A 25,827-nucleotide genomic window follows, 5' to 3' on the forward strand; every position below is an offset into this window, starting at 1 on the left:
AAAGACTACTATGAACATTAAAAATATAGTGCTGGATAATCGCTATCGCATCATCGATAAAATTGGTGTAGGCGGTATGGCGGATGTGTATCGTGGTGAAGATACACTATTAGGTCGTCCAGTGGCCATTAAAATATTACATGCTAATTTTGCTAATGATGATGAATTTGTATCTCGCTTTAAACGAGAAGCACAAGCAGCAGGTAAATTAAATCACCCTAATATTGTAAATATGTATGATGTAGGTTTTGATCAAGATTTACATTATATAATTATGGAATATGTAGATGGTAAAACACTAAAAGAATATATTACAGAAAAAGGACGATTATCTATAGATGAAGCGGTTAAATTTACTATCGCTATTGGTGAAGGTTTAGAGCATGCTCATGCGATGGGCATTGTCCACTGCGATATAAAACCTCATAATGTAATCATTACGCGTACTGGCCGTGTGAAAGTAACAGATTTTGGCATCGCTCGAGCTATGAACTCTACTAACACTGTTATGTATACAAATTCTATTATGGGGTCAGCCCATTACTTATCACCCGAACAAGCTAGCGGTAAAACTATTGATGGTAGTACAGATATATATTCTCTTGGGGTTGTATTATATGAAATGCTGTCAGGAAAGGTTCCATTTGAGGGAGAAACACCTATTGCGGTTGCCTTGAAACATGTACGGGAAAAGATCATTCCACCGACTCGATATAATCCATCTATACCACCTTTGCTCGAATCAGTTGTTTTAAAAGCATTATCAAAGGATCCAAAAGATAGATTTGAATCTATTTCTGATATGATGAGTGATCTCAGACTGTCTCAAGGTTTTACTATGAGTAAAACACAACGTCATGAACCTTATGATTTTGCTACGCAAATGATTCCTGCTGTCGATCCAGATGCGATGGATGAATTTAGTACAGATGATGATACAACATCGAAAGAGGTTAAAAAGAAAACTATGTTAAGCAAGATTGCATCTATTCCACAAAAATATATTGTGCTTAGTGCGGCTGTTATCTTTTTAATTGCCTTCTTAGGTGCTTTCCTAAGTTATGGCAATTTTTGGAGTAATACTACTGTAGATGTACCTAATGTGGTAGGAAAACAAGTCTCGGTAGCTAAAAATATGTTAGAAGACAAACACTTACGTGTGTCTACTAGTGAAGTTACAAATACAGATATACCAGCAGGGCAAGTTATTTCTCAAACACCAGGGGCTGGTGAAAAAGTAAAAGAACAGCGTACTATTCACCTTGTAGTATCTAAGGGTGTCGGTGATATTACAGTGCCAGACTTATCTGGATTATCCCTAGAACAAGCGCGCCAAAGACTTAAAGATATAGGTTTAGTTGTGGGAAAAATTACACAACAATCTATGGATGGTAAACCTGACAATGTAATTATTGCTCAAACACCGTCGGGAGACTCTAAGGTGGCAAAAGGTACGACTGTAGATGTTGTAGTTAATAAAGCAAAAGCAAAGAAAGTTAAAATGCCAGATTTAATTGGTATGACACTAAAAGATGCAAGAGATGTATTGGCATCACATAATCTTAGTGTTAATCAAATCGTTGGATCTATAGAAGAGAAATCGGTTGTTACTAACCAAAGTACTAAATCTGGTGATGAAATTGATGAAGGAACAGCAATTAATTTGACAACTGAATTCAAAGAGGAGAAGAAAAAGGAAGAATCTAAACAATCGTCTTCTAATCGCACAAAAGGTACGGTGGATGTGACAGTACCATCTGGATCTAAAAAACAAGAATTACGTATTGTAGTAAAAGATGATGAAGGTAGTACAGTTATTTATGATGATGTCAATAAGCCAGGTGATCGAATCGTGAAAAATGTATCTGGTGTTGGTAATGTTCGAATCGAAGTCTATTTGAATGGCGCTTTGGTTCAAGATACTACTTTGTAGAGGGTCTATGAATAGTGGAATAGTAATCAAAAATGTGAATGGTTACTTCTATGTACAAGATGAAGTATGTACTGTTCATGAATGTAAGGTGCGAGGACGTATTAAAAAAAATAAATATAGCCTATTGGTAGGAGATCGAGTAGAAATTTCTGATGATGGCTTTGTTGAAACTATTTTGCCACGAAAAAATTCTATGATACGTCCTGCAGTAGCTAATATTGATCAAGTAGTCCTTGTTGTGGCCGCTCATGAACCAGATATTAACCTTTTATTATTAAATAAGATGTTAGTCATGATTGAACATGCAGATATACCTATCGTATTGTGTATTAACAAATGTGATTTAGCTGATTCTGAAACTGATGAATTAGTCGTATTGTATCAATCTATTGGATATACTGTGATTACTACATCCGTTTATGCTAATCTAGGTATTGCTACATTAAAAGAGATATTATCACATAAAGTTACAGCTTTTGCTGGTCCTTCTGGCGTTGGCAAAAGCAGCCTTCTCAATGCAGTAGATTCTAAATTTGCATTTCAAACAGGAGAAGTTAGCGATAAAATTAAAAGAGGGAAACATACGACACGTCATGCGTCACTCTTTAGTTTAGATGATGATTCTTTCATTATGGATACACCGGGGTTTAGCGCCATTGAATTTAGTGATATATCATTAGAGAGATTGCCAACTTTATTTCCTGAATTTAATAATTATGTTGAAAATTGTAAATTTAGTCCTTGTTACCATGAACATGAACCTGTATGTGGGGTTAAGGAGGCAATAAACTCTAATCGTATTACACCAAGTCGTTATGCTGCATATATGTCCATACGTAAGGATATTCAAAGTCAAAGAAAGAGGTTTTAACATGATTAAAATTGCTCCATCTATGTTGTCTGCTGATTTTTCTAATTTACGTGATGAAATTAAAAGTATCGAACTAGCTGGTGCCGATTTACTCCATATTGATGTGATGGATGGCCACTTTGTTCCTAACTTAACTTTTGGTGCGCCTATTGTAAAAGCTATACGGCCTCATACGAATTTGCCCTTTGATGTGCATCTTATGGTGACAAATCCTGGTGACTATGTGGAAGAATATGCCAAAATTGGAGTAGAGTATTTTACATTTCACCAAGAAACTGTACCTCATATACATCGCTTGATTCAACATATTAAATCTTTAGGTATGAAAGCAGGCGTTGCACTCAATCCAAGTACACCTGTATCTATATTAGAAGATGTAGCCGCGGATGTAGATATGATTCTTATTATGTCTGTCAATCCAGGTTTTGGTGGACAGTCTTTTATTCCTAGAGCTATTGAAAAGGTAAAACAAGCTAAATCCTTATTGGATGCTGCTGGTAATATGACAGCTGTCATAGAGGTTGATGGCGGTATAAACGATATCACTTGTATTCCAATTAAAGAAGCTGGTGCTACTGTGTTAGTAGCTGGTTCTGCTGTGTTTGGTGCTCCTAATAGAGCAGATATGATTGAATCCATTCGCAATAATTAAAATTTTGCTATGATGTGAAAATCAATATATGTAATCCTCGTTAGACATAAAGTTTCTTGCGAGGATTATTTTTATATAGTGTAGATAAAATTTCATAGTTTATATTGATTTTATCTATATTGTTATGATAAAATACCTAGGTATTAAAAATACGCACGTCAGTGGACTTTGGTACTGTGCTCAATTTTGAGTGAGCCAAAGGATGAAGCGGCGGAGGTTAATTAACAGGAGGTGCCACTATGGCAGTAGTATCAATGAAACAATTATTAGAGGCTGGTGTACACTTTGGTCATCAGACTAGAAGATGGAACCCTAAAATGGCGAAATTCATCTTCACTGAACGCAATGGTATTTATATCATTGACTTGTCTAAAACAGTTAAAAAAGTAGAAGAAGCTTATTCTTTCTTGCGTGAAGTTGCTTCCCAAGGCGAAGTAATTTTGTTTGTAGGTACTAAAAAACAAGCTCAAGAAGCTATTAAAGAAGAAGCTATCCGCGCTAATATGTTCTTTGTAAACGAACGTTGGTTAGGCGGTATGTTGACAAACTTCAAAACTATTGAAACACGTATTAAACGTTTAAAACAATTAGAAACTATGGCTGAAGATGGTACTTTTGAAGTACTTCCTAAAAAAGAAGTTATCGGTCTTCGTCATGAAATGGAAAAACTTGAAAAATATCTTGGTGGTATTAAAGATATGCCTAAAATGCCAGGTGCTCTTTTTGTAGTGGATCCTAAAAAAGAAAAAATTGCTATTGCAGAAGCTAAAAAATTGGGTATTCCAGTAGTAGCTACTGTTGACACTAACTGCGATCCTGATGAAGTAGAATTCCCAATCCCAGCAAATGATGACGCTATTCGTGCCGTTAAATTGTTGGCCTCTAAAATGGCTGACGCTGTCTTGGAAGGTCGTCAAGGTGAAGACGGTATTGTAGCTGAAGCACAAGAAGGCGAAGAGGCTTAATAGTCAGTTTTACTAGATATATGTGCTAAATTGATAACTATGATTTTGATAGACATCAATTGCCCTTATATAAGTATTTGAAAGATAAATCTATAACATATATAATTAAGGTAAGGGATTTTTAGCCTTACCTTAATTAGTACTAGGAGGTAACACAATAATGGCAATTACTGCTGCATTGGTAAAAGAATTGCGCGACATGACTGGCGCAGGTATGATGGACGCTAAAAAAGCATTGGTTGAAACTGATGGTAATATTGACAAAGCGGTTGACCTTCTTCGTGAAAAAGGTTTAGCTGCAGCAGCTAAAAAAGCTGGCCGTATTGCTGCAGAAGGTGTAGTACAATCTTATATTCATGCTGGCGGTCGTATCGGTGTTTTAGTAGAAGTTAACTGCGAAACTGACTTTGTTGCTAAAACTGAAGATTTCCAAGCATTGGCTCGCGATATTGCAATGCAAATCGCTGCTGTAAACCCTACATACTTGAATCGTGAAGAAGTACCTGTTTCTGTAATCGAACATGAAAAACAAGTATTGTTGGAACAAGCTAAAGTTGAAGCTGAAGAAGACGTAAAAGCTGGTCGTAAACCAAAACCAGAGGCAGTTTTGGAAAAAATGGTTGCTGGTCGTATTGAAAAATTCTATAAAGAAAATTGCCTATTAGAACAAGTATTCATTAAAGATGGTGACAAAACTGTTACAGATATCATTAATGAAAACATTGCAAAAATCGGTGAAAATATCAACGTACGCCGTTTTGTTCGCTACGGTTTGGGCGAAGGCATCGAAAAACGTCAAGATGACTTTGTTGCAGAAGTAATGGCATCTGTTGGTAAATAATTAAGATTTTAAATAAGAGGACACCGTACAGTGTTCTCTTATTTTGCAATAGAGGAGTAAAATATGGCAAAAAGACACTTTAAACGTATTGTGTTGAAATTAAGTGGGGAGGCCTTGGCTGGTGATCAAGGTTTTGGTATTAATCCAGATGTAGTAGAAACATTTGCAAAAGAAATTGCAGATATTGCTAATACTACTGATTTGGAAATTGCTATTGTTGTTGGTGGTGGCAATCTTTGGAGAGGTTTAGCAGGTAGTAATCAAGGTATGGATCGTGCTACTGCTGATTATATGGGGATGCTCGCAACAGTTATGAACTCCTTAGCATTACAAGATGCATTAGAACAAGCTGGTGTAGATACACGGGTACAAACAGCTATTGAAATGCAAGAAATTGCTGAGCCATATATTCGTCGTCGCGCTATTCGTCATTTAGAGAAGAAACGGATTGTTATTTTTGGCGCTGGCCTTGGTAAACCATATTTCTCAACAGACACTACAGCTGCATTGCGGGCTGCTGAAATTGAGGCAGATGCTATTTTGATGGCTAAAAAATTCGCTGATGGTGTTTATGATTCTGATCCTAAAACGAATCCAAATGCTGTTAAATTTGATGAATTAACGTATAATGATATTATTACAAAGGAATTAAAAGTAATGGATTCCACATCGACTACTTTGTGTAAAGATAATAATATTCCAATTATCGTATTCAGTATGGATATTCCAGGTAATATTACAAAAGCAGCAAAGGGTGAAGAAGTGGGCACCATTGTGCGCGGAGAATAATTTATTGTGACATTCGGTTCACGTATTCAAGGAGACACAAAATGGAGTTAAAAGAATTATTACAAGACCAAGAACAACGCATGAATAAGTCTATCGAGTCTTTGAAACATGAATTTGCTTCTATTCGTACAGGTCGTGCTAGCGTTGCTTTGCTTGATAAAGTAATGGTTGACTACTATGGTAGCCCAACACCAATTAATCAAGTGGCTAATATTTCTGTACCAGAACCACGCATGATTGTTGTAGCCCCTTGGGATAAAAGCATGATTGGTGCTATTGAGAAGGCAATTTTACAGTCTGATTTGGGATTGAATCCAGGTAATGATGGTGCTCAAATTCGTTTAACTATTCCTCAATTAACAGAAGAACGTCGTAAAGAAATTGTAAAAGTAGTACATAAAAAAGCTGAAGATGCAAAAGTAGCGATTCGTAATATTCGTCGTGATGCTAATGATGCATTGAAAAAAGAAGAGAAAGCTAAAACAATGACTGAAGACGTTGTAAAAGACGGTTTGGATCAAATTCAAAAATTAACAGATGCGAAAATCAAACATATTGATGAATTAAAAGCCGTAAAAGAAAAGGACGTATTAGAAGTATAATGACTGACTCTAGTAGCCTTATTGGAATGCCATGGCAGCTTGCAAAGCCTCTTTTGCAGGCTGCCCAAATTCCTTTTAAGGTAATGATAGGTGATAATTTTAATCGCTTTTTTTATATAGCCCAGAGTGGCTATTATGTAGCACGCATCACTAACCATGAAGAGGGGGTCTATGTTTTATTATATAGGCCTATGGTAGTAAGTGAATTTGGCCATGTACAGGAGGTCATGTATGCTGAAAACATTATTTAAAAGAAAACCCTCTAGTGAAACAATTTCATTAGAAGCCCAAAATATTCCTCGTCATGTTGCTATTATTATGGATGGCAATGGGCGTTGGGCAAAACAAAGAGGGTTACCACGATTTATGGGGCATCGTGCTGGTGCAGATGTGTTAAAACAAATCGTTCTTGGTGCTGATGAAATTGGTATTAAGGCGTTAACGGTATACGGATTCTCTACAGAAAATTGGAAACGTCCAGAACAAGAAGTATCATTGTTGATGGAGCTTATTAAAGAATATCTTCAAAAAAATATATCCCATATGCATGAGCATAATGTACGGATACGATTTATTGGCTATATTCAAGGCCTTTCACAGGAATTGCAAGACATTATTGCAGATGCAGAATCATTAACTAAGAATAATACAGGTCTCACTTTACAGTTGGCTATCAACTATGGGGGGCGTGATGAAATAGTACGGACTATGCGCATTATGGCACAGTCTGTTGTAGATGGTACATTAACAATCGATGATATCACTGAAGACTATGTAACTAGCCATTTATTTACAAAAGAATTTGGTGATGTAGATTTATTGATTAGACCAAGTCGCGATTATCGTATTAGTAATTTTCTCTTATGGCAGTTAGCGTATGCAGAATTTTGGTTTACAGATTTACATTGGCCTGATTTTACTAAAGAAACATTGTTGGAAGCTGTAGCAGCGTATCAACATCGTGAACGCCGATTTGGAGGCTTGCAAGAGGAGTAATTATGCTTAAAACTCGTGTGATTACTGCCATCATAGGATTTATAATCGCCTTAGGGGCTATTACATATGGTGGATTTATTTATGATGTGTTAATTACTGCATTAGCATTATTAGGGTGGCGTGAGTTTGTGCTACTCAGCAAAGCAAAATGCATTCGAGTACCGGTATTATGGGGCTATTTGGCTATATTAGGCATATTGATTCCATTGTGGTTTGATGTGTATATAATTAGTATAGCTATATTTGGATTTTTCCTTTTAGCTAATTATATGATATGTACCTTTGGAGAACATAAATATACTATGTCTAGTGTAGGACACAGTCTTTTTGGCTTCTTATATGTAGGTTTAGGTTTTCTATCATTACTTCTTATTAGACATAATGGTACTTATGAAAACTTGCATATGCCTGTTGATGGTGATGCTTGGGGCGTTGTTATTTTATGGTTGCTATTATTCTCTACTTGGGCTAGCGATACTTTTGCGTATTTTGCAGGCAGTGCCTTTGGTAAACGCAAAATTGTACCTACCATTAGTCCAAATAAGACTTTAGAAGGTTTTATTGGTGGATTCATAGGTTGTATCATCACTGGTTGTGTATATGCATTAATAACATCTATTCCCGTATTATTAGGGTTATATGTAGGTATTATCTGTGGTGTATTGGCACCATTGGGTGATTTATTTGAATCAAAATTAAAACGTTTATGTAATGTTAAAGATTCTGGTATTTTGTTACCTGGTCATGGTGGTGTGTTAGATCGCTTTGATAGTTTACTTTTTACTGCACCTATTACATTATTATTGATGTTTTTATTCGCATAATCTTTGAAGAGATAGATAGAAGGAATATATGAAATATTTGAGTATATTAGGCAGCACCGGTTCTATTGGCACTCAAACTTTAGATGTAGTAAGACAACATCCAGAGTCCTTTGGTGTCGTAGCATTGGTGGCACATCATAATATTGATATATTAGAGGCTCAAATCAATGAATTTAACCCTCTTATAGCAGGTATTGTAGATGAACAAGCATATAAGGTTTTAGCTGCTAGATATACAGGGCCTACAAAACTTATTTGTGGTGAAGAAGCTTTAATCGCAGCTGCTACCATTCAAGAAGCGACTATGGTAATTACTGCTATTGTAGGTGCTGTTGGTATTCGACCTACTGTGGAAGCTATTAAGCACAAGAAAACGATTGGTCTTGCTAATAAGGAAACATTAGTTGCTGGTGGCCCATTAATTACATCATTAGCGAAAGAGTATGGTATATCCATATTGCCTATTGATAGCGAGCATAGCGCTATATTTCAATGTTTGGAAGGTCAAGATAAGTCAAATGTTCATTCTCTCATATTAACTGCGTCCGGTGGCCCTCTTAGAAACTGGCCTAGTGAAAAAATTGCTACTGCTACTGCAGCCGATTGCTTACAACATCCTACATGGAATATGGGAAATAAGATTACTATCGATTCGGCATCTTTATTTAATAAGGGATTAGAAGTTATCGAAGCACATTGGTTATTTGGTGTAGATTATGATCATATAGATGTAGTTGTGCATCCTCAAAGTATTATCCATTCTATGATTCGATTACAGGATGGTGCTATATTAGCACAAATGGGTAATCCTGATATGCGCGAACCTATACAGTATGCATTAACCTATCCGCGTAGATTGCCATTAGAAATGAATCACTTAGACTTTAAGGAACTTTTAACCCTTGAGTTTATACCGCCTAGATTTGATGATTTTCCCGCTTTACGATTGGCTTATCAAGTGGGCAAAGAAGGTCATTTTATGCCTGCTGTATTTAATGCAGCCAATGAGACGGCCGTTTATGCCTTTTTAGAAGACGCTATAAAATTTGGTGATATTTATAAAATTGTTACTGCTGTGTTAGATCAATTTAATAACACAGGTGATTTTACATTAGACAATTTATTGGCTAACGACCAATGGGCTCGTGCTACGGCTAAGGAATTGATATAAAAGTAATAAATAGGAGATACTATGATTACGGCTTTAGCCACAATATTTGTATTTGGCTTAATCGTGTTTATTCATGAATTAGGTCATTTTATTACAGCAAAACTCTCTGGTATGCAGGTGGATGAGTTTGCAATCGGTTTTGGACCTGTATTGGTGAAAGCGCAATATGGCGAAACATTATATTCAATTCGTTGTATTCCTTTAGGTGGGTTTAATCGCATTGCAGGGATGACACCAGATGAAGATTTGAATGAACGTTCTTTTTATAATAAAAAAGCATATCAAAAATTTATCGTTATTTCTGCAGGAGCTATATTTAATTTTATATTGGCTATAGTCATCTTTTTTAGTATTAATGTGACAGTTGGCACGTTAACTATGTCTGATAAACCTATTATAGGTGGCCTCGTTAGAGGCGAGCCAGCAGCAGTAGCTAATCTACAAGAAGGGGATACAATTGTTTCAATAGATAATCATCCCATTACTAAATGGAACGAGATTAGCACTCATTTACAAGGTACAGCAGGACATGCTGTAGCTATGGTTATTAGCCGTGATGGTAACGAATTTGAAGCTACCATTGTGCCTAAACAAGAACAAGATGCAGTGCGTATTGGTATTTACCCATCTTATGATAAAACACCTTTATCTATAAGCGAATCAATTACAAAAGCTATAGATCGAACAGTGTTAGTGATTCATTCTATGATAGAAGGTTTGTGGAACATGATTACAGGTACTGAAAAAGGTGAACTATCAGGGCCTGTAGGGATTTCGCAAATGGCAGGATCCATAGCGCAGCAAGGTTTTATACCACTTTTAGCATTTGCTGCTTTATTGAGTATTAATCTAGGTATTATTAATTTATTACCTTTGCCTGTTCTAGATGGTGGTCATTTAGTGATAATTTTAGTAGAAGCTCTTACAAGACGTAAATTGCCTGCTAAAGCACTTATGTACATTCAAATGGCAGGTGTAGTTTTAATGATTACTTTATTCGTTTATGTAACGACAAAAGATATAATTCGATTACTCTAATTAGTAATCGAAAGGAGTAAGAAATGATTACTAGAAAACCAACTAATGGTATCTATGTAGGAAATGTTAAAATCGGTGATTTTGCACCAGTAAGTATTCAGTCTATGATTACCACTGATCCGGTGCATACAGAAACAGCCATTGCAGAAATCAATCGATTGGCAGAATCTGGTTGCGAATTAGTACGCGTAGCAGTGCCCACAATGGCATCTGCAAAGGCACTGAAAGCTGTACGAGCAGGTATTCAAATCCCTTTGATTGCAGATATTCATTTCGACTATAAATTGGCATTAGAAGCTATTGATAATAATGTTGATGGTCTTCGTATAAATCCAGGTAATATTGGTGGCGAAGATAAGGTGTTAGCCGTTATAGAAAAGGCTAAGCCAAAGCAAATTCCCATTCGTATTGGTGTTAATGCTGGTTCTTTACCTAAGCATATTTTAGAGGCCCACGGGGGACATCCTACAGCTGATGGTATGGTTGAAACAGCATTAGAACATGTTCGTATTTTAGAAAAATTAGACTATCAGCATATGAAATTATCCATTAAAGCTACAGAAGTACCTTTAATGGTAGAAGCTTATCGTAAATTATCTGATAAAATACCGTATCCACTACATCTCGGTGTTACTGAAGCGGGTACAATTAAACAAGGCACTATTAAGTCTGCTATGGGTATTGGAGCATTACTGTTGGATGGTATTGGTGATACCTTGCGGGTGTCTTTAACAGGTGATCCTATTCACGAAATAGAAGTAGGTAAAAGCATACTCAGTAGCTTAGGTCTACGTAATTTTGGTGCCACTATGATATCATGTCCTACATGTGGCCGTTGTCAAGTAAACTTGTTTGATATGGCTAGTATTGTAGAAGATCGTTTAGCATCTGTTACAGCCCCTATTAAGGTAGCTGTTATGGGGTGTGTTGTAAATGGCCCTGGAGAAGCACGAGAAGCAGATTTTGGTATTGCTGGTGGTAATGGACAAGGTATCATATTCCGTAAAGGTGAAATTATCAAGACCGTTCCTGAAGCAGAACTCGTAGATACATTATTTAGAGAAATTGATGAATATTTAGAAACACTTAGTAAGGAGTAAACTATGTTAGCCAGTAAATTATATGCCCCAACATTGCGTGAAGTACCTTCTGACGCAGATGTGGTGAGTCAACAATTGATGTTGCGTGCAGGTTTTATGCGTAAAGTTGCCAACGGACTATATAGTTTCTTACCTTTAGGATGGCGAAGCATAAAAAAAATTGAAACTATCATTCGTGAAGAAATGGATGCATCTATGGCACAAGAAATTATGATGCCTATTTTGCAACCTGCAGAAATTTGGAAAGAGTCTGGCCGATGGAATGCATATGGTGCAGAAATGATGCGTATTAATGATCGTCATGATGTGGAGTACTGTTTAGGACCTACACATGAAGAAATGATTACTACATTAGTTAAAAATGAAATTAACTCATATCGTCAATTGCCAGTTAATCTTTATCAAATTCAAAGCAAGTTCCGTGATGAACGTCGTCCGCGCTATGGTTTGATGCGTAGTCGCGAATTTATTATGAAAGATGGTTATTCTTTTGACGTTGATGAAGCAGGTGCTGATGCATCTTATCAATCTATGTATGATGCTTATAGTCGTATTTTTAGTCGTTGTGGATTAACATTCAGACCAGTAGAAGCGGATAGTGGTGCTATCGGTGGTAGCAATACACATGAGTTTATGGCAATTGCAGAAGCTGGCGAAGCGGATATCGTTCACTGTACTTCTTGTGAATATGCAGCCAATATTGAGATTGGTAAACCAGGTGTAATGAAACAAGATGAAGAAGCATTAGCTCCTTTAGAAGTAGTAGAGACTCCTCACGCGTCTACTATTGAAGCTGTAGCCGATATGCTCAAGCTTCCATTAAATAAAACAATTAAAGCTGTTGTATTTTCTATTGAAGGTAAAGTTATCCTCGCTATGGTTCGTGGTGATCATGAAGTCAATGAAGTAGCGGTACAACATGCTGTAAATGGTGCTGTAGAACCAGAAATGGCTACACCAGAACAATTAGAAGCCGTAGGTCTTACAGCTGGTTTTATTAGTCCTGTAGGATTAAAACAAACAGAGGAATTTTCTATTGTAGTGGATGAATCTGTTATGGAAGCCTATAATGTATGTGGCGGTGCTAATAAGACAGATGCACATTATATTAATATCAATCCAAAACGCGATTTCAATATTGATGATATTGTAGTAGCACCTATTCGTTTAATTACAGATGAAGATGTATGTCCTCTTTGTGCAGCACCATTGGAACGCAGCAAAGGCATTGAGGTGGGGCAAGTATTTAAACTTGGTACAAAATATTCCGAAAGTTTACAGGCTACATTTTTAGACCAAAATGGGCGTCCTAATCCAATGGTTATGGGATGCTATGGTATCGGTGTAAGTCGTACATTAGCAGCAGCTATTGAACAATATCATGATGAAAATGGCATCATTTGGCCTCGTGCTATTGCACCATTTGAAGTTGTTATCGTACCTATCAATGCTAAGGATGAAGCTTTGATGCAAGCAAGTACATCTATTTATAATACCTTATTGAGTGATAATGTGGATGTTCTTCTTGATGATCGTAAAGATCGAGCTGGTGTAAAATTCAAAGATGCGGATCTTATTGGTTACCCATTGCGTATCACAGTTAGCAAAAATACATTGGAAAGCGATGACGTAGAGATTCGTGTTCGCAAAACAGGGGAAACTATTAATTGTCCTATTTCAGAAGTTCTCATTACAGTGCAAGACTTATTAGCACAATTATAGTTCTTAATAAGAACGATTACAGATGTGTTGATTTCTGATAATTTAGTATTTAATTTGTGTAGCATATCTAAATAGTTGTATATTATAAAAAATATAGCTCTACAAGTGTTTGACATTGCGATTCTAGTGAATTGTTCATTAGAATCGCATTTTTATATAATTTGATGAATCTAAATTGTTGTACTTATCTAATCCGCTTATGAGAGACTGTATGATGATTTATAATAGTTATTCAGAAGTATATGTGATATTATTACGTTACCTATACAGCCATATTCAAATACTTGAATTTCCTTCTTCAATCAGTCATAATAAAGAGATAAGGTATTTGTAATAAGGGGGGACTATGCTAGTTGATTTTCATATGCATTCTACATTTTCAGATGGTGTAGAAACACCTCAATCATTATTACAACATGCTATGGAACATAATATTTCTATAATGGCTCTCACCGATCATGATGAAATTGATGGTATTGATGAGTTACTTTCACAGCCATCAATTGTTAAAATTATTACTGGTTGTGAATTTAGTGGTCATTATAAAGGCAAAGATATTCATATTTTAGGTTATAATTTTGACCGTCGCCATAGGGGGATATGTGAGTTTATAGATTTTTTCAAGAACAAACGGAAATCTCGCATCATTGAAATTATTAATCGATGCAATGAACATGGGTATCATATTTCCTTTGAAGAATTGCAAAAACTATACCCTCATACTAAGGCCTATGGTCGACCTCATGTGGCGCAACTGCTAATTAATCATGGATATGCTACAGATGTGCAAACGGTATTTAGCACGATTTTGAGCTCTAAAAGTCCTTGCTATGTACCAAAAGTGAAGCTATCAGTACCTGAGATTATTGATATTATTCACAATGCAAATGGGTTAGCTATTATGGCACATCCGAAGTTAATTAATAATGATACTTATGTAGAAGAATTATTAGAATTCGATTTTGATGGCGTTGAAGTCTATCATTCTAAGCATACAAAGGACGATATAGATAAATATCTTACTCTAGCGAATCAACGAAGTTTAGTTGTTACCGGTGGTTCCGATTACCATGGTATTCCCAATCGCTATCCACATTTTTTAGGTGAATTTACGGTGCGTAGTGAGCAGTTAACTGATTTTTTAGGTCGTATTAGTGAAAATATTTAATTTATTATATGAACGTATTATGCCTTATTCGTTTGTTATAAAGTTCGCTTTGGTTATATAATCGTATTAATATCTGCTGTGAGGTTTACTATGGAAGTCATTGCTTTTGTTGGCAGTAGTGGGACAGGTAAAAGCCATCGAGCCCTTGTATTAGCACACGAAAATAATATAGAGTGTATTATTGATGATGGAATTTTAATTCACGATAATAAAATTGTAGCTGGTTTTTCAGCGAAAAAAGAGTCAAGTCGACTTAAAGCAGTTCGTCGAGCTATTTTCCAAGACTCTGTACAAGTACAATCTGTGCGAGAGCAATTAGAGAAAATTAATCCTCATAAACTTATGATTATCGGTACTTCCGATAATATGGTAAAAAAAATTACAAAGGCTTTAGGATTGCAGGAGCCCAATCGTTATATTCGTATTGAAGATGTAGCGACACCGAAGGAGATTGAAAAGGCGCAACATGCACGATTAAAGGAAGGGAAACATATTATTCCTGTACCAACGATGGAATTAAAACCTCACTTTAAAGGATATTTAATTGATCCTATTAAAACGATTTGGCGTCGTCGTACATTACGTAAACAAGATCCAGATAAAATAGGTCAAATTGGTTCTGAAGGGTTTGAACGTTCTGTAGTGAGACCATCCTTTAGTTATTATGGTCGCCTTACTTTTGATGATGATGTAATTATTAAATTAATTCGCAATGGACTAAAAAAAGTAGCAGGCGTTGATGCGTCGTCAGATATTGCTTTCAATAAGAGCCCTAAAGGGCAAAATGGGTTAATTATTGATATGTCAGTTGTTATTGAGCACGGATATCCTGTAAAACCATTGATGCAACGAGTCCAAAAATCGGTTCGTAATGAATTAGAATATATTACTGGCATGTCTGTAGAGCGCATGTCTATTAAAGTTAAGAATATTATAGAAACTAAGCGTAAAATTATAAAACGTATGTAGGAGCAAGAATGAAGTCATATTATATTTATACTTATGGTTGTCAAATGAATACAGCAGATTCTGAACGTTTATCTCATCAATTGGAAATGGTAGGATATATTCCTACGGAAGAGGTAGAAACAGCGGATTTGATTATTTTGAATACTTGTGCTGTACGTGAAACGGCAGAAACTAAGGTGTTTGGCCGTATAGGTGAGTTGAAACGATTAAAGCAAAAAAATAAAGATTTGATTATCGCTATTACAGGTTGCATGGCACAGAAAAACCAAGCAGACATGTTTAAAAGGGCCCCTCATATTGATATCGTGCTAGGTACACATAATATCCAACATATAAATGAAATGATTGATGAAGTACAGAGAACTCATCAACATCAAATTAATGTTGATATGGATAATACAGTGTTGCCTGAATTAAAAGCAAAACCAAATGGTACCTTTTTTGCATGGGTGCCCATTATGAATGGCTGTAATAAATTCTGCACCTATTGTATCGTACCACACGTACGTGGTCGTGAAATTAGTCGCCCTGTAGAAGCTATTGTAAAAGAAGTTACAGAGTTGGGGGCTAAAGGATTTAAAGAGATTACATTATTAGGTCAAAATGTAAATTCCTATGGTCTTGATTTCAAGAATGGTACAGATTTTGGTACTTTAGTGGATGCCTTAGATGGTATTCCTGGTATTGAGCGTATTCGTTATATGACTAGTCATCCTCAAGATATGACAAAATCTATGATTGACGCTTTGGGGCGGTCTAGCAATATTGTGACACATTTACATTTACCAATACAATCTGGTTCTAATCGGATTTTGCAAAAAATGAACCGCCATTATACGGTAGAGCATTATAAAGAGTTATTAGAGTATTGTAGAAAAACAATAAAAGATGTAGTTGTTACAACTGACATTATTGTTGGTTTTCCAGGTGAAACAGATGATGATTTTGCGGAAACATTACAATTATTAAAAGATGTACGTTATGATATGGCATATACGTTCATTTACTCAAAACGTTCTGGTACACCGGCAGCAACCATGGATGAGCAAGTGCCTGAAGAAGTCAAACGCGTACGGCTACAGCAATTAATGGATGTTCAAAATGAGATTTCTTTAGATTTGAATAAAGAAATGGAAAATCATGTGTTTGATATAATCGTGGAAGGGCCAAGTGCAAAAGATGAGACTATGTGGTTTGGACGTACATCAGGAAATAAAATGGTATTATTTCCAAAAGATGAATCCCTTGCAGTAGGAATGACTGTACCAGTTTATATCGATAAAGCACAGACATGGGTGTGCTACGGTACAATTCAAAAGAGGTAACAATGGCAAAAAAACTAACACCTATGATGGAACAATATATGGATATTAAATCGCGTCATCCACATGAATTATTGTTCTTTCGTTTAGGTGATTTTTACGAGTTGTTTAATGATGATGCATTAGTGGCATCTAAAGAATTGAATATTACTTTAACAGGACGCCCTGCAGGCAATGAGGAACGAACACCTATGTGTGGCGTTCCTTTTCATGCTGCCGAAGGTTATATAGATACATTAGTTAAGAAAGGTTATAAGGTTGCCATTTGTGAGCAATTAGAAGATCCTAAATCTGTAAAGGGCATTGTTAAGCGAGATGTAATTAAAGTGATTACACCGGGTACGGTAATGACGGAAAACGGGAATGATGCGCGGAGCAATAATTTCTTAGCTTTGTTTTATGCCGTTAAAGATGCATGGATTTTAATTTTTTCAGATATTTCTACTGGTGAAGTTATTTGGGATCGTGTTAACCAAGATCAAATGAGTCATTTTTATGATGCGTTGAGTATGTATCGTCCATCGGAGATTATCATTCCTGAGGGCACTATTATACCTGCGCCTATTACCGATTTCATTGATAACCAATTTGATACAATGGTATTTTCTCCATTTTCCCCTATAGAGGGGGCAGGGGCAGCGCGTCAGAAAGCGAATAATCACTTCCAACACATGGGGCTTATGGAAGAAGATGTATTAGAAGCTCTTGGCTTTATGCTTCTTTATTTAGAAGAAGCTATAAAAATTGAGACATCTCATATTAACTATGTACACCAATTAGACGTAGGGAATCGTCTTATTTTAGATACTGCTTCTTTACGCCATTTAGAAATTACTCATAATTTACGGGATGGTGGTGTAAAAGGCACATTATTAGATGTACTAGATAGAACATTAACCCCTATGGGGGCTCGTTTATTAAAACAATGGTTAGAAAGTCCTCTTATTGATGTGCCTCACATTCAACGTCGACAAATGGCTATTTCTGAGTTAATTACGTGTATTAGTGAACGTAGTGAATTACAACATTATCTTGACAGTATTTATGATTTTGAGCGCATTGTAGGTCGTATTGAAACAGGTTCTGTATCGCCTCGAGATTTTACATCTCTTCGCGAGTCCTTGCAGGTATTACCTCACATTAAGCGTATATTAGGAGAGTTTTCTGGACTTGCTTTAACGTCTATAAATGAGCGTATCCATGATCATCAAGATATATATGATTTGTTATACCGTGCTATTGCTGAGCAACCAGCATTAACATTAAAAGAAGGTCGTGTTATTCGCGACGGATATAATGAAGAACTTGATGAATTACGTTCCCTATCTACGAATAGTCAAGAATGGCTAAAGCGATTAGAGGATAAAGCCCGTGAAGAAACAGGAATCAAATTAAAAACAGGTTATAATAAAATATTTGGCTATTATTTTGAAGTGACTCGATTACATGCAGAAAATGTACCACCTTATTTTATTAGAAAGCAAACATTAGCCAATGCAGAACGATATATTACACCTGAATTAAAAGAATTTGAAATTAAGATTCTTAGTGCGAAAGAGAAAATAATTGCCTTAGAACAACGGTTGTACCAAGAATTACGTTTACATATTAAAGGTGTTATAAAAAGCGTACAAGAAACAGCTCGTGCATTAGCCGAACTAGACGTATTAGCATCATTAAGCACTGTAGCATATGAATCTAATTATATTTGTCCAAGTATTGTTATGAATGGATCTATTAATATTAGAGATGGTCGTCACCCTGTTATCGAATCTTTTTTAAAGCGAGAAGTATTTGTACCTAATGATGTAGTACTCAATCATGACAATGAAGAATTTCTACTTATTACAGGTCCTAATATGGCAGGTAAATCTACATATATGCGTCAAGTGGCTATATTGATGATTATGGCTCAAATTGGGTCATTTATTCCCGCTCGAGAGGCTACGATTTCGCCAGTAGATCGCATCTTTACCCGCGTTGGTGCTAGTGATGATATTTCTACAGGGCAAAGTACATTCATGGTGGAAATGAAAGAGGTTGCTTATATTTTAGATAATGCTACTTCCAAAAGTTTAGTTATCCTCGATGAAATCGGTCGAGGCACTAGTACATTTGACGGTCTTAGCATTGCACAAGCTGTGGTGGAACATATTTGTAAACATATTCATGCTAAAACATTATTTGCTACTCATTATCATGAGTTAATACCTTTAGAAGGTGTATATCCACGGTTAAAAAATTATACAGTAGCGGTAAAAGAAAAAGGCAAGGATATTGCGTTTTTGCGTCGTATTATTAAGGGGGGCGCGGATCGAAGCTACGGTATTCATGTGGCTAAATTAGCAGGATTGCCTCCACAAGTATTAAAACGGGCAGAAATTATTTTGTCTACTTTAGAAGAGCCCGGCTCTAGTACAGAAGATTTACAAAGCCGTGTTGCTACAACAGAACTAGCATCACAAAAATCTATGCCTCAAATAGGATCTGAATCAGATGGGTTTGGTAACTTATTTACTCATTCTGTGGTGGATACATTATTAGCACTGGATATAAATACTATGACCCCTATTGAAGCAATAAATGCTATTCATCAATTGCAATTGGAAGCTCGCAATGGAGGCGGTAAATAATGGCTACTATTCATGTGCTAGATGAAACAACGATTAACAAAATTGCCGCTGGTGAAGTAGTGGAACGCCCTGCATCTGTTATTAAGGAATTGGTAGAAAATTCTATTGATGCTGGGTCAACTTCTATTGAGGTAGAAATTGGTGATGGCGGTACTAATTATATGCGTATTACTGATAATGGTAAGGGCATGACAGAAGAAGATGCTAGGCTGGCCGTGCTACGCCATGCGACTTCTAAAATTCAGCAAGTAGAGGATTTATTCGATATCGCATCTTTAGGGTTTCGCGGGGAGGCATTAGCCAGTATCGCTTCTGTATCTCATTTTTCGTTGACTACAAGAACTGTAGATAATGATATGGCTACTCGTATTCTCATCGATGGCGGTGCTTTTACAGATTGTAGTCCCTATGGTGCGGCACCAGGTACGACTATAGAAGTTCGGGATCTATTTTATAACACTCCAGCGCGTCGTAAATTCTTAAAAACGGAGCGTACGGAAGCATCTAAAATTCAAGATATCCTAGGAAAGTTGGCTCTTAGTAATCCACATATTGCATTTAAATTAGTCGTGGATAAACGAATTGTCATTATTACACCAGGTAATGGTGAGTTGGTAGATACAGTAACGGCTCTGTATGGGTATAAAACGAAGCAAGATATTTTTCCTGTTGCCTATGAAAGTGAGCAGATTTATATCGAAGGGGTGGTATCAAAGCCTACCTTATTAAAAAGTACGCGCATATGGCAAACTATAATTGTAAATAATCGCGTCATTTCTGATAAAACTATTGCTAAGGCTATTGATAATGCATATCATGCACTATTGCCCAAAACGGGGCATCCTTTAGTGGTACTACATATAACAGTTCCTCCTGACATGGTGGATATCAATGTACATCCTCGTAAAAGTGAAGTTAAATTCTCTGATGATAAGATTCTATTTAAAGCCGTATATCATGGGATTTTAAATGCTCTCAATAATCCACTACATGATCGATATCATCGCGAATCTTCGCAGTTTATTCCTCCTAGTCAGCATACTAGTGGCATGGAAAATTCTAATATTCACGGGCTGACACCGTATGATTCGTATCAATCAACACCAGTTGCCCGTGAGGGGATTAGCTCAAATTCTAATAGTAGAGATAGGGCAGAATACATTGCCACTACTATTGATTACGACAAGGTTTTTGGTGGTCGTCATACAAAAGGATATGAAGTATTGCGCCATAATACTCGTGATTTTGTAGATTCTTTAAAAGAACATGGTTTTACACCACCGCCTACAAAGGCAACATATGAGCAAGAGGCCTTCGATGATGAAACCTTTACAGCGATTCCTACTGTACATAGCAGTTATACAGAAGAAGATAAGGAGAAATTCCGCACCTTATATTCGCAAGTTTTAGAGGATTCTTCGTTGCTAGATAATGAGCCTCGAAATATTCAAAATTCTGGATTTATTCCTATGGGCCAGGTAGCATCATGCTATATTTTAGCGAAAAAAGGTGATGATTTATATATTATCGATCAACACGCTGCTCATGAACGGGTGCGTTATGATACATTATGTAAGTCATCAGAGTCAATACCTATGCAAAACTTGTTGGTTGCCATCTATCATGAGGCTACAGAGGATGAGATAAATATTATAGAAACAGAACGGGATGCTCTATTAGACTTAGGTTTTGATGTAGAATTAGGAGGCCCTACACAAATGAAAATCGTCGGTACTCCCGTGGATCTTGTAGAGAGTAAAGCGCAAGAAATTTTACAATATGTATTTTCTTATTTACATGATAATGAACAGCCTACAAAAGCGCAATTACGCCATGAAATGTTGGCTTATGCTTCTTGTAGAGGAGCTATCAAAGCGGGGCATAATCTGAATATGTATCAAATCACTACTTTAATAGAAGATTTATTTCATACGGAAAAACCCTATGTATGTCCTCATGGACGGCCAACGATCATTAAATTTACTCCTGATGAATTAGGTAAATTGTTCTTACGTTCTTAGAAGGTTAATTATGATTATTACTACTTCACAAAAAGCAGCAGAATCTGTTAAATCAGAGGCACGTCGTATAGCTCAATGCTGGTCATTAGACTATGAGGAAAGAGGAAAACGCCCTCTTCGGGATTTTTTTAGTAGTGGTGATTCTATTGCTGTATTAAGTGGACAAGACCTATGTGTTCATTTTAACGAAGAACAGCAATATACTTTTCATTTATCAATGGCTCAGTTACGTTTGCTACGGTTAAGTCGTGGTGAAGAAGACCATCTTATATCTGCAGTTCAAAGCTTGTATGGTAGTGAATCTCAATCTATTACAATACTAGATTGTACATTAGGACTTGGAAGTGATAGTATCGTAATGTCTTATGCTTGCCCTAATGCTCTCATTGTAGGTGTAGAGGCATCATTCCCAATTTGGCTATCTACCTCATATGGATTAAGTCATTTTGACCATAGTGATGAACAAATTACTCGTGCATTACGTAGGATTAACACGATACATAGTGATTTTCATGATGTATTAGCATCTAAACCAGATGGCAGTATTGACATCATTTATTTTGATCCTATGTTTGAAGTACCGGTACAGGAAAGTCCACAATTTAAACCTCTACGAGGGCATACCATGGAAAGTACCATTACCGATACAGTGATTCAAGAAGCACAACGCGTAGCTCGACTAGGTGTCATTATTAAAGAACGGCCTTTTAGTAACGTATTTAAGCAGTATCCACCACATCAATGGTATGGAGGTAAATATAGTCGTATAGGCTATGGTGTATATAAGGAGAGCATATGGAACGACTAATTACCATTGTAGGACCTACAGCAGTAGGAAAAACAGATTTAACATTATCTTTAGCACAGAGGCATAATGGTGAAGTTATATCTGGAGATGCTTACCAAGTATATAAGGGGTTAAATATCGGTACTGCAAAACCGAGTCTCATTGAGTTACATACTGTTCCACACCATTTAATAGATATTTTAGAACCTGATGATTCGTATAGTGTATCTCAGTTTCAGCAAGGGGCACGTCAACTGATTTCTGATATTAATAGGAAAGAAGGGCTTCCGATTCTTTCCGGTGGCACGGGACTATATGTACAATCATTATTGGAGAATTACAATTTTAATGATATACGTCCTAATGAGATTTTGCGTGCTGAATTAGATGCTTTATATACAAAATCTGGTATTGAAGGTTTACGTCGTAAGGCAGAATCATTAGCTATAAAAGGCAATATTGAAATTGTTTTTACAGATAAACACCGTTTATATCGTGCTATTGAGTTGATGGAGGCCGGCGAATATAAGTCATTAATTAACCAGACAAAGGAGGGCCTGTCATATAAGGGTCCTGTTATCGGTTTACACCGAGACCGCTCAGATTTATATAATCGCATTAATCTTAGGGTAGATATGATGGTAGAGCATGGTTTATTTGATGAAGTAGCATCACTCCTCAATAATGGTGTAAATCCAGATTGTCAGGCTTTCAAAGGAATTGGTTATAAAGAAGTGGTACAGTATTTACAAGGTCATATCAGTAAGGCAGAATCTATTGATTTAATTAAAAAAAATACTCGCCATTTTGCGAAACGACAGATTACATGGTATAAAAGAATGCCTTATATTCAGTGGATTGATATAGACAAAACGACGTTACCGATGACTATTTTAGAAAAAGCGGAACGTATAATTGCGCAGTCTTTATAGTGACAACACCTTTTCTAATAGTATATATGTGTTGATAATTATAAGAATATATAATGATGTAATATAGGAGAGTTAAGGAAATATAATGACATTAGAAGAAATACGTAGTAAAGCTTTAGAAATGGCGGAACCGCAGTTTAAACAATTTGAGCCTATTGCATTAGCGAATACTAAAAAAGTATTAGAAGCATTCAAAAAATGCCAAGTATCTGATTATCATTTTAATGGTACCACTGGTTATGGCTATAATGATAGTGGACGAGAAAAATTAGATGAAGTATTCGCCTATGTATTTAAAGGTGAAAAAGCACTCGTAAGACCTCATTTTGTATCAGGTACTCATGCATTGGCTACCACATTGATAGCTCTCATGGGGAATGGTTCCAATGGTTCAGAATTCATCTATGCTGTAGGGGCTCCTTATGATACGATGCAATCCGTCATTGGTGCTGCACGACCTGTTAGAGGCTCTTTAATAGAGAAAGGTTTTACTTATACAGAGGTACCATTAAAAGATAATACTTATGATTTAGAAGCTATTAGAAATGCAGTAAATTCTAATACGCGCACAGTTGTGATTCAACGATCCCGTGGATATAGCACTCGTGAACCATTATCTATTGGGGATATTAAATCTATCGTAGACGTAGTGAAAGCAAAGAATCCTAATACTATATGTTTTGTAGATAATTGTTACGGTGAATTTACAGAACTACAGGAACCATTAGAAGCCGGCGCTGATATTATGGCTGGATCGCTTATTAAAAATGCTGGTGGTGGATTGGCGCCAACAGGTGGTTATATTGTAGGTCGTCAGGACTTAGTAGAAGATGCTGCATATCAATTAACAGCTCCAGGACTAGGTGATCACATGGGTTCTTACACACCAGGGTATCGTTTATTCTTCCAAGGTTTATTTATGGCTCCTCATGTTGTATTGCAAGCATTGAAAGGTGCTGTATATACAGCGGCTGTAGGCGAATTATTAGGTTATGATGTATTCCCTAAGGTTGATGCAAAGCGCTATGATTTAATTCAAGCCATAAATCTTGCTAATGGGGATGAAATGGAACAATTTTGCCGTGGTATGCAAGCCTATTCCCCGGTAGATGCTCATGTTCATCCCGTTCCAGGGGATATGCCTGGTTATGAGGATAAGATTATTATGGCTGGTGGAACTTTCGTTCAAGGCTCTTCTATTGAGTTAAGTGCAGATGGTCCTGTTCGTTCACCATATACTATTTTTATGCAAGGTGGACTTGTATTTGAACATTCTATGCTTGGCATTCTCGGTGCAGCAGAAGAAATTTTGAAATATCGTTCTTAAATGGTATAGTATTACTACTCGGACTTTTACCCCGATTTAGTGTTTATCACGTCAGGCTTTCACCCTGATAGTTTTTTGTCTAGTGACTTAAAGGAGAAAGAATGGAAAAAGTTATTGCTGTAGCAATGAGTGGAGGCGTAGACAGTTCATTAACAGCTGCTATGCTATTAAAACAAGGTTATAAAGTATTTGGTATTACACTATGGCTCTGGGTGAGTGGTACACCGTATGATTCGGTCCCTCTAGCAGTTACAGATGCTAAAAAAATGTGTGATTTTCTCGGCATTGAACATCATGTTATCGATGCACGAGATATATTTTATGATAATGTGGTAGATTATTTTGTAAAAGAATATGCTTATGGTCGTACACCAAATCCATGTGTATTCTGTAATAAAAATATTAAATTCGACCTCATGCTTAATAAAGCGTTAGAACTGGGTGCTACGCATATGGTGACTGGTCATTATGCACAGGTTAATTATAATGAAACTACAGGCCTTTATGAGTTACATAAGGGGATTGACCCTACTAAGGATCAAAGTTATGTGATGTATAATATGAATCAACGCATTCTTAGTCATCTTATGTTCCCATTAGGTGGACAATGTAAGACTGAAACTCGTAAAATGGCAGCAGAATTTGATTTGCCCGTTGCGAAAAAACCAGATAGCGTCGATATTTGTTTCTTACCTCATGGAAATTATCAAAAATTAGTACAAGAGGAAATGAAATCTAAGCCTAAAGCTGGTAATATTGTTACTGAAGATGGTGAAGTCTTAGGTCGTCATACAGGTCTATTTAATTACACTATTGGGCAACGAAAAGGTCTTGGTATTGCTTATAAACATCCATTATACGTTATTGGATTTAATGGAGAGAAAAACGAAGTCATTGTAGGTCCTAATAATCGATTATTTACGAAGCGTATGATTTGTAAATTCTATAATTTTTTAGATGATACAATTCACAAAGAATTACATGCGGAGGGTAAAATTCGCTATGCTGCAAATCCATCCCCATGTGTAGCTCGTATATTAGATGATGAAACGATGGAAGTTATTTTTGAAGAACCTCAACGTGCTATTACACCTGGCCAATCTGTAGCATTCTATAACGGCACTCAATTGCTAGGAGGGGCTGTTATCGATCAGGTATGTTAGA

The 25,827-nt window shown here is 36.4% G+C and carries 23 protein-coding genes; all 23 read left to right on the forward strand.

Annotation, left to right across the window (positions count from 1 at the left end; all coding sequences use genetic code 11):
• Positions 1–10: 10 nt before the first annotated feature.
• The 23 genes from pknB to mnmA all read left to right on the forward strand — a co-directional run bounded on the left by pknB (position 11) and on the right by mnmA (position 25,826).
• Positions 11–1,933, forward strand: coding sequence for a Stk1 family PASTA domain-containing Ser/Thr kinase (gene pknB / locus EO120_RS01275; RefSeq protein ID WP_127133700.1), 1,923 nt, complete (start codon positions 11–13; stop codon positions 1,931–1,933).
• Between the two features lie 7 nt (positions 1,934–1,940).
• The gene (rsgA, locus tag EO120_RS01280) at positions 1,941–2,804 is read left to right on the forward strand and encodes a ribosome small subunit-dependent GTPase A (protein ID WP_127133701.1); all 864 of its coding nucleotides are present in this window, start codon (positions 1,941–1,943) and stop codon (positions 2,802–2,804) included.
• Position 2,805: 1 nt separating this feature from the next.
• Entirely contained in the window at positions 2,806–3,456 is a 651-nt protein-coding gene (gene rpe, locus EO120_RS01285; protein WP_127133702.1) for a ribulose-phosphate 3-epimerase, read from the forward strand.
• Positions 3,457–3,695: 239 nt separating this feature from the next.
• Positions 3,696–4,421: a 30S ribosomal protein S2 gene (rpsB, locus tag EO120_RS01290; protein WP_127133703.1), complete on the forward strand. Its 726-nt coding sequence runs from the start codon at positions 3,696–3,698 to the stop codon at positions 4,419–4,421.
• 160 nt (positions 4,422–4,581) lie between these two features.
• Positions 4,582–5,262 (forward strand): translation elongation factor Ts, encoded by a 681-nt coding sequence (tsf, locus tag EO120_RS01295; protein ID WP_127133704.1) that lies wholly within the window; start codon positions 4,582–4,584, stop codon positions 5,260–5,262.
• Positions 5,263–5,325: 63 nt separating this feature from the next.
• Complete coding sequence (gene pyrH, locus EO120_RS01300) at positions 5,326–6,051, forward strand: UMP kinase (protein ID WP_127133705.1); 726 nt, start codon at positions 5,326–5,328, stop codon at positions 6,049–6,051.
• A gap of 41 nt (positions 6,052–6,092) precedes the next feature.
• Positions 6,093–6,653, forward strand: coding sequence for a ribosome recycling factor (gene frr, locus EO120_RS01305; protein ID WP_127133706.1), 561 nt, complete (start codon positions 6,093–6,095; stop codon positions 6,651–6,653).
• Complete coding sequence (locus EO120_RS01310; RefSeq protein WP_127133707.1) at positions 6,653–6,904, forward strand: hypothetical protein; 252 nt, start codon at positions 6,653–6,655, stop codon at positions 6,902–6,904. Before frr ends, EO120_RS01310 begins: the two co-directional genes overlap by 1 nt.
• Complete coding sequence (locus tag EO120_RS01315; protein WP_127133708.1) at positions 6,885–7,649, forward strand: isoprenyl transferase; 765 nt, start codon at positions 6,885–6,887, stop codon at positions 7,647–7,649. Before EO120_RS01310 ends, EO120_RS01315 begins: the two co-directional genes overlap by 20 nt.
• A gap of 2 nt (positions 7,650–7,651) precedes the next feature.
• A complete protein-coding gene (locus EO120_RS01320; protein ID WP_127133709.1) occupies positions 7,652–8,473 on the forward strand; it encodes a phosphatidate cytidylyltransferase in 822 nt (273 codons plus the stop codon).
• Between the two features lie 28 nt (positions 8,474–8,501).
• On the forward strand, positions 8,502–9,644 hold the full coding sequence (locus tag EO120_RS01325; protein ID WP_127133710.1) for a 1-deoxy-D-xylulose-5-phosphate reductoisomerase: 1,143 nt from the start codon (positions 8,502–8,504) through the stop codon (positions 9,642–9,644).
• Between the two features lie 21 nt (positions 9,645–9,665).
• The gene (gene rseP / locus EO120_RS01330) at positions 9,666–10,682 is read left to right on the forward strand and encodes an RIP metalloprotease RseP (protein WP_127133711.1); all 1,017 of its coding nucleotides are present in this window, start codon (positions 9,666–9,668) and stop codon (positions 10,680–10,682) included.
• Between the two features lie 23 nt (positions 10,683–10,705).
• The gene (gene ispG / locus EO120_RS01335; protein ID WP_127133712.1) at positions 10,706–11,782 is read left to right on the forward strand and encodes a flavodoxin-dependent (E)-4-hydroxy-3-methylbut-2-enyl-diphosphate synthase; all 1,077 of its coding nucleotides are present in this window, start codon (positions 10,706–10,708) and stop codon (positions 11,780–11,782) included.
• A 3-nt stretch (positions 11,783–11,785) separates the two neighbouring features.
• Positions 11,786–13,504, forward strand: a complete 1,719-nt coding sequence (locus tag EO120_RS01340) for a proline--tRNA ligase (RefSeq protein WP_127133713.1) — start codon at positions 11,786–11,788, stop codon at positions 13,502–13,504.
• Positions 13,505–13,850: 346 nt separating this feature from the next.
• The gene (locus EO120_RS01345) at positions 13,851–14,672 is read left to right on the forward strand and encodes a PHP domain-containing protein (protein WP_127133714.1); all 822 of its coding nucleotides are present in this window, start codon (positions 13,851–13,853) and stop codon (positions 14,670–14,672) included.
• Between the two features lie 90 nt (positions 14,673–14,762).
• Entirely contained in the window at positions 14,763–15,641 is an 879-nt protein-coding gene (locus EO120_RS01350; protein ID WP_127133715.1) for an Asp23/Gls24 family envelope stress response protein, read from the forward strand.
• An 8-nt stretch (positions 15,642–15,649) separates the two neighbouring features.
• Positions 15,650–16,966, forward strand: a complete 1,317-nt coding sequence (gene miaB / locus EO120_RS01355) for a tRNA (N6-isopentenyl adenosine(37)-C2)-methylthiotransferase MiaB (RefSeq protein ID WP_127133716.1) — start codon at positions 15,650–15,652, stop codon at positions 16,964–16,966.
• A 2-nt stretch (positions 16,967–16,968) separates the two neighbouring features.
• The gene (gene mutS, locus EO120_RS01360; RefSeq protein ID WP_127133717.1) at positions 16,969–19,596 is read left to right on the forward strand and encodes a DNA mismatch repair protein MutS; all 2,628 of its coding nucleotides are present in this window, start codon (positions 16,969–16,971) and stop codon (positions 19,594–19,596) included.
• Positions 19,596–21,617 carry a DNA mismatch repair endonuclease MutL gene (mutL, locus tag EO120_RS01365; protein ID WP_127133718.1) on the forward strand — a complete coding sequence of 674 codons (2,022 nt, stop codon included), beginning with the start codon at positions 19,596–19,598 and terminating at the stop codon, positions 21,615–21,617. Before mutS ends, mutL begins: the two co-directional genes overlap by 1 nt.
• A gap of 10 nt (positions 21,618–21,627) precedes the next feature.
• Positions 21,628–22,425, forward strand: coding sequence for a class I SAM-dependent methyltransferase (locus tag EO120_RS01370; RefSeq protein ID WP_127133719.1), 798 nt, complete (start codon positions 21,628–21,630; stop codon positions 22,423–22,425).
• Positions 22,413–23,336, forward strand: coding sequence for a tRNA (adenosine(37)-N6)-dimethylallyltransferase MiaA (gene miaA, locus EO120_RS01375; protein WP_127133720.1), 924 nt, complete (start codon positions 22,413–22,415; stop codon positions 23,334–23,336). The genes EO120_RS01370 and miaA overlap by 13 nt, the downstream gene beginning before the upstream one ends.
• A gap of 85 nt (positions 23,337–23,421) precedes the next feature.
• On the forward strand, positions 23,422–24,663 hold the full coding sequence (locus EO120_RS01380) for a methionine gamma-lyase family protein (protein ID WP_127133721.1): 1,242 nt from the start codon (positions 23,422–23,424) through the stop codon (positions 24,661–24,663).
• Between the two features lie 101 nt (positions 24,664–24,764).
• A complete protein-coding gene (gene mnmA, locus EO120_RS01385; RefSeq protein WP_127133722.1) occupies positions 24,765–25,826 on the forward strand; it encodes a tRNA 2-thiouridine(34) synthase MnmA in 1,062 nt (353 codons plus the stop codon).
• Position 25,827 lies beyond the last annotated feature (1 nt).

Source organism: Veillonella caviae, assembly GCF_003992125.1.
Classification (GTDB): domain Bacteria; phylum Bacillota; class Negativicutes; order Veillonellales; family Veillonellaceae; genus Veillonella; species Veillonella caviae.